Source organism: Brevibacterium album DSM 18261 (assembly GCF_000426445.1).
In the GTDB taxonomy this organism is placed as follows: Bacteria; Actinomycetota; Actinomycetes; order Actinomycetales; family Brevibacteriaceae; genus Brevibacterium; species Brevibacterium album.
In genome coordinates this window covers 433770-448646 of the sequence record NZ_KE384526.1, presented here as the reverse complement: position 1 = coordinate 448646, position 14877 = coordinate 433770, and the positions used below count along the sequence as shown (strand labels likewise).

At 70.3% G+C, this 14877-nt stretch carries 12 protein-coding genes; 11 read left to right on the top strand and 1 reads right to left on the bottom strand.

Features of this window, described 5'->3' with window-relative positions:
* Positions 1-29: 29 nt before the first annotated feature.
* The 5 genes from ligA to gatB all read left to right on the top strand — a co-directional run bounded on the left by ligA (position 30) and on the right by gatB (position 6620).
* A complete protein-coding gene (gene ligA / locus K318_RS22485; RefSeq protein WP_084500325.1) occupies positions 30-2519 on the top strand; it encodes an NAD-dependent DNA ligase LigA in 2490 nt (829 codons plus the stop codon).
* A 163-nt stretch (positions 2520-2682) separates the two neighbouring features.
* On the top strand, positions 2683-3018 hold the full coding sequence (locus K318_RS0115655; protein ID WP_029090173.1) for a hypothetical protein: 336 nt from the start codon (positions 2683-2685) through the stop codon (positions 3016-3018).
* 218 nt (positions 3019-3236) lie between these two features.
* Positions 3237-3542 (top strand): Asp-tRNA(Asn)/Glu-tRNA(Gln) amidotransferase subunit GatC, encoded by a 306-nt coding sequence (gatC, locus tag K318_RS0115650; RefSeq protein ID WP_029090172.1) that lies wholly within the window; start codon positions 3237-3239, stop codon positions 3540-3542.
* 2 nt (positions 3543-3544) lie between these two features.
* Positions 3545-5128 (top strand): Asp-tRNA(Asn)/Glu-tRNA(Gln) amidotransferase subunit GatA, encoded by a 1584-nt coding sequence (gene gatA, locus K318_RS0115645; protein WP_051298101.1) that lies wholly within the window; start codon positions 3545-3547, stop codon positions 5126-5128.
* Between the two features lie 10 nt (positions 5129-5138).
* Positions 5139-6620 carry an Asp-tRNA(Asn)/Glu-tRNA(Gln) amidotransferase subunit GatB gene (gene gatB, locus K318_RS0115640; protein ID WP_029090170.1) on the top strand — a complete coding sequence of 494 codons (1482 nt, stop codon included), beginning with the start codon at positions 5139-5141 and terminating at the stop codon, positions 6618-6620.
* A gap of 162 nt (positions 6621-6782) precedes the next feature.
* On the opposite strand, the gene K318_RS22480 is transcribed toward gatB, so the two are convergent.
* Positions 6783-7532: a DUF4352 domain-containing protein gene (locus K318_RS22480; protein ID WP_084500324.1), complete on the bottom strand. Its 750-nt coding sequence runs from the start codon at positions 7530-7532 to the stop codon at positions 6783-6785.
* 321 nt (positions 7533-7853) lie between these two features.
* Here K318_RS22480 and K318_RS22475 point away from each other — a divergent pair, with 321 nt between their 5' ends.
* The 6 genes from K318_RS22475 to dctP all read left to right on the top strand — a co-directional run bounded on the left by K318_RS22475 (position 7854) and on the right by dctP (position 14864).
* Complete coding sequence (locus K318_RS22475) at positions 7854-9326, top strand: sensor histidine kinase (protein WP_156914072.1); 1473 nt, start codon at positions 7854-7856, stop codon at positions 9324-9326.
* A 211-nt stretch (positions 9327-9537) separates the two neighbouring features.
* The gene (locus K318_RS0115625; RefSeq protein WP_029090169.1) at positions 9538-10212 is read left to right on the top strand and encodes a response regulator; all 675 of its coding nucleotides are present in this window, start codon (positions 9538-9540) and stop codon (positions 10210-10212) included.
* Between the two features lie 100 nt (positions 10213-10312).
* Positions 10313-11236, top strand: a complete 924-nt coding sequence (locus tag K318_RS0115620; RefSeq protein ID WP_029090168.1) for a VOC family protein — start codon at positions 10313-10315, stop codon at positions 11234-11236.
* A 123-nt stretch (positions 11237-11359) separates the two neighbouring features.
* The gene (locus K318_RS0115615) at positions 11360-12472 is read left to right on the top strand and encodes a hypothetical protein (RefSeq protein WP_035282164.1); all 1113 of its coding nucleotides are present in this window, start codon (positions 11360-11362) and stop codon (positions 12470-12472) included.
* Between the two features lie 190 nt (positions 12473-12662).
* The gene (solA, locus tag K318_RS0115610) at positions 12663-13793 is read left to right on the top strand and encodes an N-methyl-L-tryptophan oxidase (protein WP_029090166.1); all 1131 of its coding nucleotides are present in this window, start codon (positions 12663-12665) and stop codon (positions 13791-13793) included.
* A 39-nt stretch (positions 13794-13832) separates the two neighbouring features.
* Positions 13833-14864 carry a TRAP transporter substrate-binding protein DctP gene (gene dctP / locus K318_RS22470; protein WP_084500322.1) on the top strand — a complete coding sequence of 344 codons (1032 nt, stop codon included), beginning with the start codon at positions 13833-13835 and terminating at the stop codon, positions 14862-14864.
* Positions 14865-14877 lie beyond the last annotated feature (13 nt).

Genomic DNA, 14877 nt, shown 5'->3' with positions numbered 1-14877 from the left:
GTGCACCACTACCTCGAGGAGAACCAGCGATGAGCGGCCAGGCGGAGAACCAAGACACTGTGTCCGAGGCGGAGGCGGCCGGGACGCAGGCCCCGGCCGAGGAGGAGACGACCGGTGCGGGAGCCGCAGCCGGGACGACCCTGACCGAGCCCGGAGCCCCGGCCGAGAGCGCGGATGAGCTCGCCCGCCGGGTCCACGACCTCACGGCACGCATCGAGGAGCTGCGCGAGGCCTACTACCAGGAGAACGCCTCGCCGCTGCCGGACGCGGACTACGACGGCCTCGTCCGCGAGCTCGAGGCGATCGAGGAGAGGCACCCCGAGCTGCGCCGAGACGATTCCCCCACCCAGCACGTGGGCGGCTCGGTAGACACGACGACGTTCGATGCCGTCGAGCACATCGCGCGCATGTACTCCCTGGACAACGTCTTCTCCCACGACGAGCTGCGCGCCTGGTTCGCGCGCGAGCGCCACGCCGTTCCGGAGGGCACGCGCTGGCTCACGGAACTCAAGATCGACGGGCTCGCGGTGAACCTCCTCTACCGCGACGGCGAGCTGGTGCGGGCGGCCACCCGCGGCGACGGCACGACGGGCGAGGACATCACCCCCAACGTCCGCACGCTCGCCGACGTCCCCCAGCACCTCGACACCGAGCACCCGCCCGCTCAGGTCGAGATCCGCGGCGAGGTCTTCTTCCCGGTCGAGCGCTTCGCGGAGCTGAATGCCGCCCTCGTCGAGGCCGGGCACAAGCCCTTCGCCAACCCCCGCAATGCGGCTGCCGGCTCGCTCCGCCAGAAGAACCCGCAGATCACCGCCCAGCGGCCGCTGCGCATGCTCGTGCACGGCATCGCCGCGTGGATCCCGGCCGACGCCTCCCACCCGGAGCCGGAGACCCAGTCGGAGGTCTACGGGCAGCTGCGCTCCTGGGGCCTGCCCATCAGCGAGCACTACCGCGTGTGCGACAGCGCGGACGAGGTGATCGACTACATCGAGCACTATGCGGAGCACCGGCACTCCGTCTCGCACGAGATCGACGGCGTCGTCGTCAAGGTTGACGACCTCGCCGTCCAGGAGGAGCTCGGATACACCTCCCGGGCACCGCGCTGGGCGACGGCCTTCAAGTACCCGCCCGAAGAGGTCACCACCCGGCTGCTGGACATCCGCGTGCACGTGGGCCGCACCGGCCGGGTCACGCCGTACGCCGTCATGGAGCCGGTGCTCGTCGCCGGCTCCACCGTGGAGCGGGCCACGCTGCACAACGCGCACGAGGTCAGGCGCAAGGGAGTGCTGATCGGCGACCTCGTGGTCATCCGCAAGGCCGGTGACGTCATCCCCGAGGTGTTGGGCCCGGTCGCGGACCAGCGCGACGGCACGGAGACCGCCTTCGCCATGCCCGAGACGTGCCCCGCCTGCGGATCCCAGCTCTACGAGCAGAAGGCCGGGGACAAGGACCTCCGCTGCCCCAATGCCCGCTCCTGCCCCGAGCAGCTGGTCGGCCGCGTCATCTACCTCGCCTCGCGCTCCGCGCTGGACATCGAGGCGCTGGGGGAGCAGGCAGCCTACGCGCTCACCGCCCCGGACGCCTACGAGGGCGGGGACGCGGACAGCGTGGTGCCGCTCGTCTCCGAGGCGTTCCTCTTCGACCTCACGCGCGAGGAGCGCGCCGGCGATCTGCGCGGCGTGCTCACCTGGCAGACCGTGCGGGAGGGCGGCGAGGAGCGCAGGGAGCTCGTGCCGTACTTCTGGACGCGGCCGGAGCTGTACAGGACGAAGGCGCGCAGGGGTGAGGTGAAGACGCCCTCACGCGCCCGGAAGAACACGGACACCCTGCTGGCGGAGCTCGAGAAGGCCAAGCGCAATCCGCTGTGGCGCGTCCTCGTGGCGCTGTCCATCCGGCACGTGGGTCCCGCCGCCGCCCGCGAGATCGCGGCCGCCTTCGGCTCGATGGCCGCCGTCCGCCGCGCCTCGGCCGATGAGCTCGCGGCCGTGGAGGGCGTGGGAGAGGTGATCGCCGCGAGCCTCAAGGAGTGGTTCGAGGTCGACTGGCACGTCGAGATCGTCGAGCGCTGGCAGGCCGCGGGCGTGGTCATGGACGACGGCGTGCTGCGCGGCGGCGCTCCCGGCTCGGCTGACCCTCATGCCGGGGGGCCGGCCGGGGCGGACCCCGAGACGGCCTCGGCCCTGACCGGTGAGATCGAGGGCGTCGCGGAGGAAGCGGCCCCGCTGGTGGCCGAAGCCGCCCGGCGCCAGGTGCTCGCCGGTCTCACGCTCGTGGCGACGGGTTCGCTCGAGCGCTTCACCCGCGACGGCATCGCCGAGGCCATCCGCGCGCTCGGCGGCAAGCCGGCCGGCTCCGTCTCCAAGAAGACCGACTACGTGGTCGCCGGTGCCAAAGCCGGGTCCAAGCTCGCCAAGGCGGAGTCCCTCGGCGTGCCGGTGCTCGACGAGGAGGCGTTCCTCGAACTGCTGGAGCACGGTCCTGCGGAGACCGAGGCGGACGCGGAGTCCGGGGGCGCGTAGGCCACCGACGCCGGCGCCGAGGCCGTGGAACCAGAGTGCGCGCAGGGCGCCGGGCCGGACACCGCGGAGCCGGACAGCGCACGCCCGTCCGGAAGCTGAGCTCACAGCGCTCATCCAGCGGCGACCTGCCTCACATTCAGATGCGGGTGCGAGAGTGGGGGCCATGAACATCGGAACGCGCCTGCTCATCTCCGCGGCGCTCGCCGTCGGCTCGACGATCGGGGCAGCGGCACTCGGGAATTCCCTCCAGCGCGACGGCTCCGCAGAGCTCGCCGCCGAATCCGCCGCCGTCGCCGGTGCCGAGAGCGGCGGGCCCGCCGCCCTCCCGGAGGCCGGTGACGGGGACGACAGCACGGCCCGGACCCGCGCCGAAGGAGTGCGCGCGGAGCTCATGGCCGCTGCCGCCTCGGGCGAGATCTCCTGGGACGCGGCCCAGCGCGTGAGCGACGACCTGGGCTCCTACATCCGCGGCGAGCGCAGCGCAGCCCTCATCGCCTGAGGCCTGGCCAGTCGCATCAGCACAAGCGGGCACCCCATCGGCTCAGGTATGTGCGAGATGCGCGCTCGCACCAAGTTCGCCGCACGGACTGCATACGCGCACGGCTCCCTCCGTCTGCGGGCAGGCCCTTCGCAGACCACAGCCGTGCGTGCCGGTGCGCGGCGAGCCAGCAACTAGACTGTCCTGCGGATCAGTACGGACGAACAGATGGGGTGAGGATGGCGGAAGCAGCCGCGATCACCGCTGAGCAGGTCAAGCACCTGGCTGAGCTGGCGAGGATCGCCATGACAGACGTTGAGCTGGAACGCATGGCGGGGGAGATCGACACGATCCTGTCCCATGTCGCACGGGTCTCGGAGGTGGCGACGGACGAGGTGCCGGCCACGAGCCACCCGATCCCGCTCTCCAACGTCCTCCGCGAAGACGTCGTGGGGACCTCGCTGAGCGCCGAGCAGGCGCTCTCCGGAGCGCCGGCGCAGGACCAGGGCAAGTTCCTCGTCCCGCAGATCCTGGGGGAGGAATGAGCATGGGCGAGCAGAACTCCCCGAACAGCACCGGTGCAGCCGACAGGGACCTCACCTCGCTGACCGCCGCGCAGCTGGCGGCAGGTCTCACCGCCGGTGAGTACAGCTCCACGGAGGTCACCCGCGCCCACCTCGACCGCATCGAGGCCACCGAGGCGCAGATCGGCTCCTTCATCACCGTCACGCCGGATGCGGCACTGGCCGCCGCCGCGGATGTGGACCGCCGCCGGGCCGCGGGCGAGGAGCTGCACCCCTATGCGGGCGTGCCGGTGGCGCTCAAGGACCTCGTCGTCACGCAGGGCATCCGCACGACCGCCGGTTCGAAGATCCTCGAGGACTGGGTGCCTCCCTATGACGCCACCGTCTACGCGAAGATCAGGGCCGCGGGCCTGCCGGTGCTCGGCAAGACGAACCTGGACGAGTTCGCGATGGGCTCGACGACGGAGCACTCGGCGTTCCACGTCACCCGCAACCCCTGGGACACGGACACGGTGCCCGGCGGCTCCTCCGGCGGGGCGGCCTCGGCTGCGGCGGCCTTCCAGGCGCCGCTGTCCGTGGGTACGGACACCGGCGGCTCCGTCCGCCAGCCCGCAGCCTTCACCGGCACGGTGGGGGTGAAGCCCACGTACGGCTCCGTATCGCGCTACGGCATCATCGCGATGGCCTCGAGCCTCGACCAGGTGGGCCCCATCGGGCGCACGGTCGCCGATGCCGCGGCCCTCCACCAGCTCATGGCCGGCCACGATCCGCACGATTCGACCTCGCTGCGCGAGCCGGTCCCGGACTTCCTCGCGGCTGCTGCCGCGGGAACGCGGGAGGGCTCGCTCAAGGGCAGGCGCCTGGGTGTCGTCAAGCAGATCATGAGTGATGGCTGCGCCTCCGGCGTGGCGGCGGCCTTCGACCGTGTGCTGGCTCTCGCCGAGGCCGCCGGCGCGGAGATCGTCGAGGTCGATATGCCCTCGCTGTCCTATGCGCTCGACGCCTACTATCTGCTCATGCCGTCCGAGGTGTCCTCGAACCTCGCCCGCTACGACGGCATGCGCTTCGGGCTGCGGGTGGAGCCGGAGACCGGTCCGGTCACCGCCGAGACCGTCATGGCGGCGACCCGGGCCGCAGGCTTCGGCTCCGAGATCAAACGCCGCATCCTCCTGGGCACGTACGCGCTCTCCGCCGGCTACTACGATGCCTACTACGGCTCCGCCCAGAAGGTGCGCACGCTGGTGCAGCGGGACTTCGCCGCCGCCTTCGAGCAGGCGGACGTGCTCGTGTCCCCCACGGCCGCCACGACGGCCCTGCCGTTCGGCGAGGAGGAGTCCGGTGACCCCATGGCCCTGTACGTGGGCGATTCCTCGACGATTCCGGCCAACCTCGCCGGGATCCCGGGCATGAGCCTGCCCGCGGGACTGGCCGAGGGGATGCCGGTGGGCTTCCAGCTGCTCGCGCCTGCGCGGGAGGACGCACGCCTGTACGAGGTGGGGGCTGCGGTGGAGGCGCTCGTCTCCGCGGACCGGGGCGGGCCCGTCTGGCAGAGCGCTCCCACCCAGTACTCCTCCGAGGCCGCTGCCGCGACCGCCACGAACGCCTGAGGAAGCAGATATGAAGTACCAAGACGCAGTCGCGAAGTACGATCCGGTGCTCGGCATCGAGGTGCACGTGGAGCTGGGCACGGCGACGAAGATGTTCGACGCCGCCCCCAACACCTTCGGCGGCGGCCCCAACGAGAACACCACCCCGGCCTCGCTCGGCCTGCCCGGGGCCCTGCCCTCGGTCAACGGGAAGGCCGTCGAGTACGCGGTCCGGATCGGTCTGGCGCTGGGCTGCGAGATCGCGGAGTCCTGCCGGTTCGCCCGGAAGAACTACTTCTACCCGGACGTGCCCAAGAACTTCCAGACCTCGCAGTACGACGAGCCCATCGCCTTCGACGGGCAGATCGACGTGGAGCTCGAGGACGGGACGATCGTGCCCGTGCAGATCGAGCGCGCGCACATGGAGGAGGACGCGGGCAAGAACACGCACGTGGGCGGTGCCGCCGGTCGCATCCACGGCGCCGAGCACTCCCTCGTCGACTACAACCGCGCGGGCGTGCCGCTCGTGGAGATCGTCACCCGTCCCATCGAGGGCGCGGGCGAGCGCGCTCCCGAGGTGGCCGCTGCCTATGTCCGCACGCTCCGCGACATCTTCCGCGCCCTCGACGTGTCCGAGGCCCGCATGGAGCAGGGCAACGTGCGCGCGGACATCAACGTGTCCCTGCGCGAATCCCCCGATGCGCCGCTGGGCACGCGGACGGAGACGAAGAACGTCAACTCGTTCCGCTCCATCGAGCGGGCGGTGCGCTTCGAGGTCGCCCGCCAGGCGGATGTGCTCGACGCGGGCGAGGCCGTGGTCCAGGAGACCCGCCACTTCCACGAGGACACCGGCGGGACGAGCCCCGGACGGCCCAAGTCCGATGCGGACGACTACCGCTACTTCCCGGAGCCGGACCTGGTGCCGGTCGCGCCGCCGCGGGAATGGGTCGAGGAGATCCGTGCCGCACTGCCGGAGCTGCCCGCAGCCCGTCGCCGTCGCCTCCTGGGTGAGTGGGGCATCGGCGAACTGGAGATGCGCGACATCATCAACGCCGGCCTGCTCGACCAGGTGGAGGCGACGGTGGCGGCAGGTGCTGGTCCGGATGCCGCGCGCAAGTGGTGGATGGGCGAGATCGCCCGCCTGGCCAAGCAGAGTGAGGTCTCCCCTGAGGCCCTGGCCACGCCCGAGGCCGTGGCCGAGCTGCAGCAGCTCGTGGAGGCCGGGAAGCTCAACGACAAGCTGGCGCGGAAGGTGCTCGCCGGGGTCGCCGAGGGCAGGGGCATGCCCGCCGAGGTGATGGCCGCGGACGGTCTCGAGATCGTCCAGGACGACGGTGCGCTCGAGGCCGCGGTCGAAGCCGCGCTCGCGGACAACCCGGATGTGGTCGAGAAGATCAGGGGCGGGAAGATGCAGGCCATCGGAGCGCTCATGGGGCCGATCATGAAGGCCACCCGCGGCCAGGCGGATGCCGGCAAGGCGCGTGAGCTGATCCTCGCGAAGATCAACGGCTGAGGCAGACCTCCGCCGCTCAGCAGTCCGCCGCTCAGCGATGAGCTGAGCGGCGGACGAGCCTGAGCGGCGAACGCACGCTGCCGAGGGCGGAGACGCGAGAGCGGGCCGTGGGCAGCTTCCCGGAAGCCCACGGCCCGCTCTCAGTCTGCGGTGTGCCGGGGCTCAGCCCAGCGAGACGCTCGCGGCCTCGGAGAAGATTCCGCCCTGGAACTCCAGGTGGCTGGGGGAGACCTCCGTCGGCACGTCGAACACGAGCACTCCCTCGGCGGTGTTGCCGGGGTTGATCTCCTCGAGGAAGAGGGCGTCCTCGTCGGCGTAGATCCCGGCCTCGGAGTCCGAATTGTAGGAGTTGCCGCTCTCGTCGCTGAGCGTGATGTTGTTCTCGAAGAAGTACTCGGGGCTGGATCCTGCGTTCTTCACCGCGAGGTCGACGACCACGAACTGGCCCTGCGCGGTGGCACCGAGGTACTCGTTGCCGACCTCGGCGACGCCCTCCTCCACCGCCTTGACCGTGACCTCCCAGTCACCGGAGACCACGGTGTCGCCCAGGCCGTACTCGGCCGCCGGCTCCTCCTCTGCCGCTCCGCCCTCCTCCGCGCCGCTCTCCTCCGCGCCGCTCTCGGCTGCTCCGGCCTCCGCGGAGGAGCCCCCGGCGTCCTCGGCGGAGTCGTCGCCGCCGCCCAGGGCTGCGCCGATCACGATGACGGCCAGCACGACGAGAACCCAGAACCACCAGCGCTTCAGCAGCGGCTTCCTGGGTCTGCCCCGCTGCGGCGCAGGTGCCGGCGGTCCGGGCTGGGGCGCCCACTGCTGCGCCGGCTGCTGTGCCCACTGCTGTGCCCACTGCGGGTCGGCAGGACCCTGGGGGTGCGGCTGGCTGTGGGGCGGCTGCGGGGTGTGTGGGAGTGACATCGTGCTCCTCCGGTGACGCTGTTCGGTGCTTGCGGCGACATGCCCCTGCTCCCGACCGAAGCCCGGACACAGGGGTGGTGCTGTTGACGTGACCAGCTTTCCGCGGAGGGCCGTGGGCGGGCATCCGCTGATCGGCTCGATGCGGGGCGCCGATCGGCTGAGGCTCGTCACCCGGACGGATGACCGCCGGAGCCCGCGTCCGGGGATACCGTGTCGCCTGTGCCAGGTCAGCAGTTCCCGTCTCCGCCGCCTCGACGGCCGGCCCGTCCCCCGAGGCCCGTGCCGCCTTCCGCCGGGGCGCCCCCTCCTCAGGGTGCTCCCATGCCGCAGGGTGCTCCGCGCTCACCGGCGGACGGATTCTCCGGCGGTGCGCCGTTCGCGTCCGGGCAGGCGCACTCCTCGCCCGAGGCCGGGCCCGGTCTGCCGCCGGGGATGCCGCCGGCACCCCGGGATCCGACGTGGCGCGGCCGGACGGCGGAGCGCGGAGAGAGCGCTCGCCGCGGGCTCCGTCGGGCCGGGCGGACAGGTTCCGGCGTGCTCATCCTCGTCCTGGGGATCTGCGTCTCTGCGATGGGTCTCGTGGCGGTGCCGGGGGCGCTCGACGGCACCGGGACGCTGAGCGACGCAGGCGTGCTGGTCTTCCTCCTGGCCGTGGTGCTCTGGACGACCGTGTTCCTGCGCGCACGCATCCCGTGGGTGACCTTCCTCGCCGGGTGCGTGCTGGCCGCGGCATGGGGCGACTGCCTGCTGCTCCTGGTGGGCATGTTCCACATGGTGGTGCGGGCCAGGCGCGCGCATGCGGTCCTGGCTGCGGTCCTCGGCAGCGTGCTCGTGCTCGTGGGCATGCTCCGCCTGTGCCTGGGACCGTCCGCGCGGAATCCCTTCAGCCTCTTCTTCGTCGACGATCCGGACAGGGCCTTCATGCTCAGCGCACCGCCTCCTCCCGCGGAGTCGATCCTCGCGATGAACATCATGACCGTGCTGGCCGGGGCGGTGGGCCTCGGAGTGAGCATCGGCTTCGGCATCCTGCTCAGACGCACGCGCCGGATGAAGGCCGTGGAGACCTATGCGCAGCGGGAGGCTCGGCGCAGCGAATCGCTGACTGCGGAGCTCGCACGTCGTTCCGAGCGCGAACTCCTCGCCCGCGAACTGCACGACACCCTCTCGCACCGCCTCTCCGTGATCTCCCTCCACAGCGGTGCGCTCGAGGTCGCCGAGGGGAGGGACGAGGCGGTCTCGGAGACGGCTGGCGCGCTGCGCCGGGAGGCGCAGGCCTCGCTCGCGGAGCTGCGCGATCTGGTGGGCGGCGTGCGCGAGGGGACTCTGGGGGCGCGAGGACCGCTGGCTGAGGCGGCAGTCCCGCCCAGCCTCGCCTCACTCCGCTCCCTGCCGCAGCTGCTCGCCTCCGTGCGGGCGACGGGGACGGCGGTGCGGCCGTCGATCATCGTGCAGGACGCGGAGGCCGCGCCCACGGTGCTCCATCGCGCCGTGTACCGCATCGTGCAGGAGGCTCTCACGAATGCCCTGAAGCATGCTCCCGGGGTGCCGGTCACCGTCGAGGTCGAGGTCGCGGGGGACCTCGGTGCCCGCATCCGCGTGGAGAATCCCGTCGTCGAGGCCGCCCCGGCGACCGCCGCCGGCCTCCATGAGCTCGCCGTTTCCGGTTCCGGTTCGGGGCTCGAGGGCATCCGCGAGCGCGTCCACGTCCTCGGCGGCACGGTGCGGATCGGGCCGCGGGGAGAAGTCTTCGTCGTGGAGGCGACTCTGCCGCCGTTCGCGGCTCCGCAGGTGTGAAGGCAGGTGCGGCTGGAAATCGCTGTCGGCAGAGCCTATCCGTGAGGACGCGAAAGGGCACCGCCTTCCTTCACGTCCTGGATTCTGCCGCTCTCATCCCCTGCCCGGCGGCAGAATCCAGGCCGCGAATGCAAGAGGCCGCCGCCCCGTACCGCCTCCTCGCGAGCACAGGCGACGGGCATGACGGGGCGGATCGCCTAGCATGGCTCCCATGTCCGAATCCCGCACCGCCATCCGCGTCCTGCTCGTCGACGACGACCCGATGGTGCTGACTGGCCTCGAAGCGATTCTCCGCGCGGTCGCGGACATCGAGGTGGTGGGCCGCGCCCACGACGGGGAGACTGCGCTGAAACAGACGGCGCTGCACTTCCCGGACGTCGTGCTCATGGATGTGCGGATGCCGGGGATGGGCGGCATCGAGGCGACGGAGCGCCTCGCGAACAGCGTCCGCGCGCCGAGAGTCGTCGCGCTCACCAGCTTCGACACGGACGACCACCTCTTCCGTGCGCTCGAGGCTGGGGCCGACGGCTTCCTCCTCAAGGACATCGGGCCGGACGAGCTGGCCCAGGCGATCCGCACCGTCCATGCGGGCGAGGCGATCCTCGCGCCGTGGGCCACGGCTCGGCTCATCCGCTCCTTCGCCTCGGGTGAGGATCACAGGGCCAGGCGGGACGCTGCGGGACTGGTCGCCTCCCTCACCGCCAAGGAGCGCGAGATCGCGCTGCTTGTGGCCCGGGGACTGTCCAACCGGGAGATCGCGGCCGAGACCTACTCCAGCGAGGCGACGGTGAAGACGCACCTGGCAAGGATCAGCGCGAAGCTGGATGCGAACAACCGCGTGCGGATCGCGGTGGCCGTGGAGCGGGCGGGCATCGTCGAGGAGTGAGCCGGGGCAGGCGTTCGCGCGCGGCCGTAGTGCCTGGGGCGCGCTTCACGAGTGTCTTCGGACCCTGGCGACCGGACAGCGGCGGGCGTATCGTTGATCCATGACCACGATCGTCCCGCACATCTGGACCGACGGCACGGCACTGCAGGCGGCGGGCTTCTACCAGAGCGTGTTCCGCGACGCTCGGGAGACTGCCCGTCAGCACTACCCGACGGAGCACCTCCCGGACTTCCAGCGAGATAAGGCCGGTCAGGTGCTCACCGTCGAGCTCGACGTCCACGGCCGCCGCATCGCGCTCATCAACGCCGGATCGGAATTCCGACCCAATCCCGCCGCGGGCTTCATGGTGAACTTCGCCCCCGCACATATGGATGACGCGGCCGAGTACCTCGACGCGGTGTACGCCAAGCTCACGGACGGCGGATCCGTCCTCATGGAACTGGCCGAGTATCCTTTCTCGCCGCGCTACGCCTGGGTGGAGGACCGCTACGGCGTGAGCTGGCAGCTCATCCTCACGAACCCGGAGGGGGAGCCGCGTCCCGTCGTCCTTCCCGCGCTCATGTTCTGCGGGCCCGCGCAGAACAGGGCCGCCGAGGCTGTTGCTCACTACACGAGCCTGTTCCCCGGATCGCGGGCGGGGAACTCGGCACCGTACCCGGAGCAGACCGGGCCGGCCGTGGCCGGCGCCCTCATGTTCTCGGACTTCCGGCTGGGCCCTGAGCGCGAGGATCCGCGGGAGGAGTTCTGGGTGACCGCCATGGACTCCGCTGTGGAGCAGGACTTCACCTTCACGGAGGGGCTCTCCCTGCTCGTCGAGGCGGACGGACAGGAGGAGCTCGACCGGCTGTGGGCGGCGCTCTCGGCCTCACCGGACCATGAGCAGTGCGGCTGGTGCAGGGATGAGTTCGGACTGAGCTGGCAGGTCGTGCCGACAGGACTCTATGCGCTGCTGGAGCGTCCGGGGGCCTACCAGGCGCTGCTCGGGATGAAGAAGATCGACATCGCCGGTCTGCCCGAGACCTGACCGCCTGAGGCCGTGCCGCACACTCATGGAGGCTTCAGCCGGTCTCACTAGACTCGGCGGGAACGGACGCAGAAGGGGGCCGCACTGCGCGAGCACCCTGCGAGAGGCGAGGAGGCGGACCCGATGGCCGCACAGCATCCCTGGCGGGCACTGTGGAAGGAGCACTGCGCCCGGCGCGTGCCGGTGTACCGGGTGCTGGTGCCGGACTCCGTGCCCGATTCCGTCCTCGCGGTCTGGGATGCGCGCGGCTACCCCGTGAGCGCTTCACGGCAGACCGGTGCGGTCCGCCTGCTGGCAAGCCCCGGGGAGGCCCGCAACCTCATCCGCTCGAACATCCTCTTCAAGGGCCTCACGGGGGCGGGCGCGGGAGTCACGGGCATCACGGGGCTGAGCGCTTTTGGGGTCTCCTGGATCACGGGGGACATCGCAACAGGAGGCTTCGTCGCGACCGGTATCCTCGCCGCAGGCACGGGCGTCACCGGCGGTCTCACCGGGTCGAAATATCTGCGCGATCCCAAGCGCCTCAGCCGCGCCGACCGACAGCGGGCGCGCCAGGCGCGCTGGATCACCCCGGTCTCCCTCGGGTACCTCGGCGGCGGGAAGAAAGGGCAGGACACGGATGAGCAGAGGCTCTTCCAGCTCGCCGTCACCATCGCCACGCGCATCGCGGCGACTCGATCGTGGACGCATCCGGTCCTCGCCGACCACGTGGCCCGGGTGGATCTCGATGCGATCATCGGCACTCTCGGGACCCGCCTCGTCGAGCTGTGCGAGGTCCGCTCCCAGCTCGACGAACTTCGCGACACGGGGGAGGCCGACCGTGTCTCCGCGTATCTGCGCAGGCTGGCGGGGGCGTTCAGCTCGATCGCCGACCGCGTGGTGAGCATGCACGAGTACCTCGAGCATCTGCGCAGTCTCGATGCCCAGCTCATCGCGCTCGACCACTCCGAGCGCACACGCGAGATGGGCGAGCGGGTGCTGGACGTCGTCGCCCGGACCGCCGGGGACGAGACCGTCGAAGGGCATTTCCGCGACCTCAACCTCGAGGCGGAATCGCATGCGGACTCGATCCGCCAGCTGCTGGGCGAGCTCGACGAGACCGCGGAGGAGTTCGACGACCTCGACTCCCGGATCGCGCAGGCCGTGCGGCAGCTGCCGGAGGAGGCGAGCCTGCCCACGGTGGAGGAGCTCGGGGGCTCGTCCGCGCAGCGCAGGAGCGCCGAGCACGAGCGCTGAGGCGCAGCGCACATTCCTCCGCGGCCATCGGCACGGGCATATAGTCAGCCGCGTGCTTTCGACAGATGTCGAAAGCACGCGGTTCGCGTTTTGACTCCTGACTGAAGACCGCGCACGCGCGGTCTGGTTCCATGAGAACAGCGTGTGGCGGACGTCACGCGGTCACTGCGAACAGAGGAGTCTCAGACACATGACGAAGCCGAGAATCGCCGTCATCGGGGTCGGGTCGATGGGAAGCATGGTCCTGTGGCAGCTGGCGAAGGCCGGGGCCGAGGCGGTCGGCTTCGAGCAGTTCGGGATCGGACACGACCGCTCGGCGGCGGGCGGGGAGTCCCGCATGTTCAGGACCGCGTACATGGAGGGCGCCGACTACGTTCCGCTTCTCAAGGCCTCCCGGAAGCTCTGGGAGGAGCTCGAGGCGGAGACCGGCCTCGAGCTGCTCGCCCTCTGCGGCGGGCTCATGATCGGTCCGCGGGAGCACCCCAAGATCGCGAATGTCATCCGTTCGGTGCGCGAGTTCGACATCGACCACGAGATCCTCGAAGCAGAGGAGGCGATGCGACGGTTCCCGCAGCACCAGCTTCACTCGGGCGAGATCGCGGTGCTGGACCGGGAGGCGGGCTTCATGCGCCCGGAGCTGGCGGTCTTCGCGGCCGCGGAGCGGGCGGAGGCTCTGGGTGCGGTCATCCACCGACACACCGCGGTCGAGGCGATCGAGGAGACGGTCGAAGGCGTGCGGGTGCGCGCCGGAGGGGACGACTTCGAGTTCGATCGGGTGATCGTGACGGCCGGGCCGTGGACGGCGCGCTTCCTCCCACCGCTGGCGGAGAGTCTCGTCCCGCGCAAGATCGTCATGACCTGGTATCTCTCGTCCGAGCCGAAGCGCTTCTCCTCCGAGAGCTTTCCCGTCTTCGGCAGGGTGGGCGGTGCCATCGACATCTTCGGCATTCCCACACTGGAAGGGACGATGACGAAGATCGGCAGCGTCGACACCTTCGGCGATGTTCCCGATCCGGATGCTCTCCACCGCGACGTCGAACTCCCCGAACTCCGCCACATCAACGGCGAGGTCGAGCGCTGCATGAACGGACTGAGGCCCGATCCGGCACGGATCTCGGTGCACATGGACGGCTACACGACGGACGAGCACGCGGTCGTGGGTGCGATTCCCGGCAGTGAGCGGCTGTTCGTCATGGGCGGATACTCCGGCCACGGCTTCAAACTGGCGCCCGTCATGGGAGAGATCGGGAAGGACCTCGCACTCACCGGAAGCACGGCGCACGGCATCGACCACCTGGCACCGGAGCGCTTCCTGCGCTGAATGGTGCGTCCGGCCACATCATCGAGGAATTGAGGAGTCATGAGAACCACTATGCACATACGCGCTGCAGGCGTCGCAGGAGCGCTGGCCCTGGGCCTCATCGCTGCAGGCTGCGGCAGCACCGGCGGCGGGGGAGACAGCATCACCCTGCGTGTCGCGGGACAGAACAACGAGGAGCACCCCAACACCACGGAGCTTGAAGCGATGGCCGTGGCCGTGGCCGAGGGGACTGACGGCCGTGTGACGATGGAGATCTATCCGAACAACCAATTGGGCGATTACACCCTCATGTACGAGGAGATCAGCCAGGGAACGGTGGACATGGGTCTCATCTCCACGCCCACACACCTGGACAGCAGGCTGGAGATCCAGTTCCTGCCCTACCTCGTCACCACCTACGAGGACGTCCACGAGCACTACACCCTCGACTCCGTGCTCGGACAGTCGATGCAGGAGATCCACCACGATCAGGGCATCGAGCTGCTGGGGCTCTTCGCCGAAGGGTTCGGAGGGATCGCCACGAACAGGCCTGCGGCGGAGCCCGCCGATCCGACGGTGGACAAGGGGGTTCAGCTCCGGGTTCCGGAGATCGCCATCACCGCGAAGAACACCCAGGATCTGGGGTTCAGCACGGTCTCGATGGCCTATGCCGACGTCTACCAGGGACTGCAGACGGGAGCGGTCGAGGGGTGGACCGGGGGACATCCGCTGGTGAACTACCTCCAGTTCCGGGACGTCATCGACCACTACTACCAGTACAACAACTTCTTCGAGACCACCCACGTCCTCATCAACCAGGAGACCTTCGAGGGCCTGTCCGCCGAGGACCAGGAGGTCATGCGAGAGGCTGGTCTCCAGCTGACCGAGAACAGCTACGAGATCGCGGAGTCCATGGAGGAGGAGTACCGGGGACTGCTCGCCGAGGAGGGGATCGAGGTCGTCGAGTTCAGCGAGGAGGAGCTGCGTTCGCTCGCGGAGCACTCTCGTGCGGAGTCGTGGCCGACCCTGGACGATCCGGAACAGGTGGAGCTGCTCGAGAGGGTTGCGGAGTCCATGGGTCTGGACCTCTGAGTCCTCTACTCAC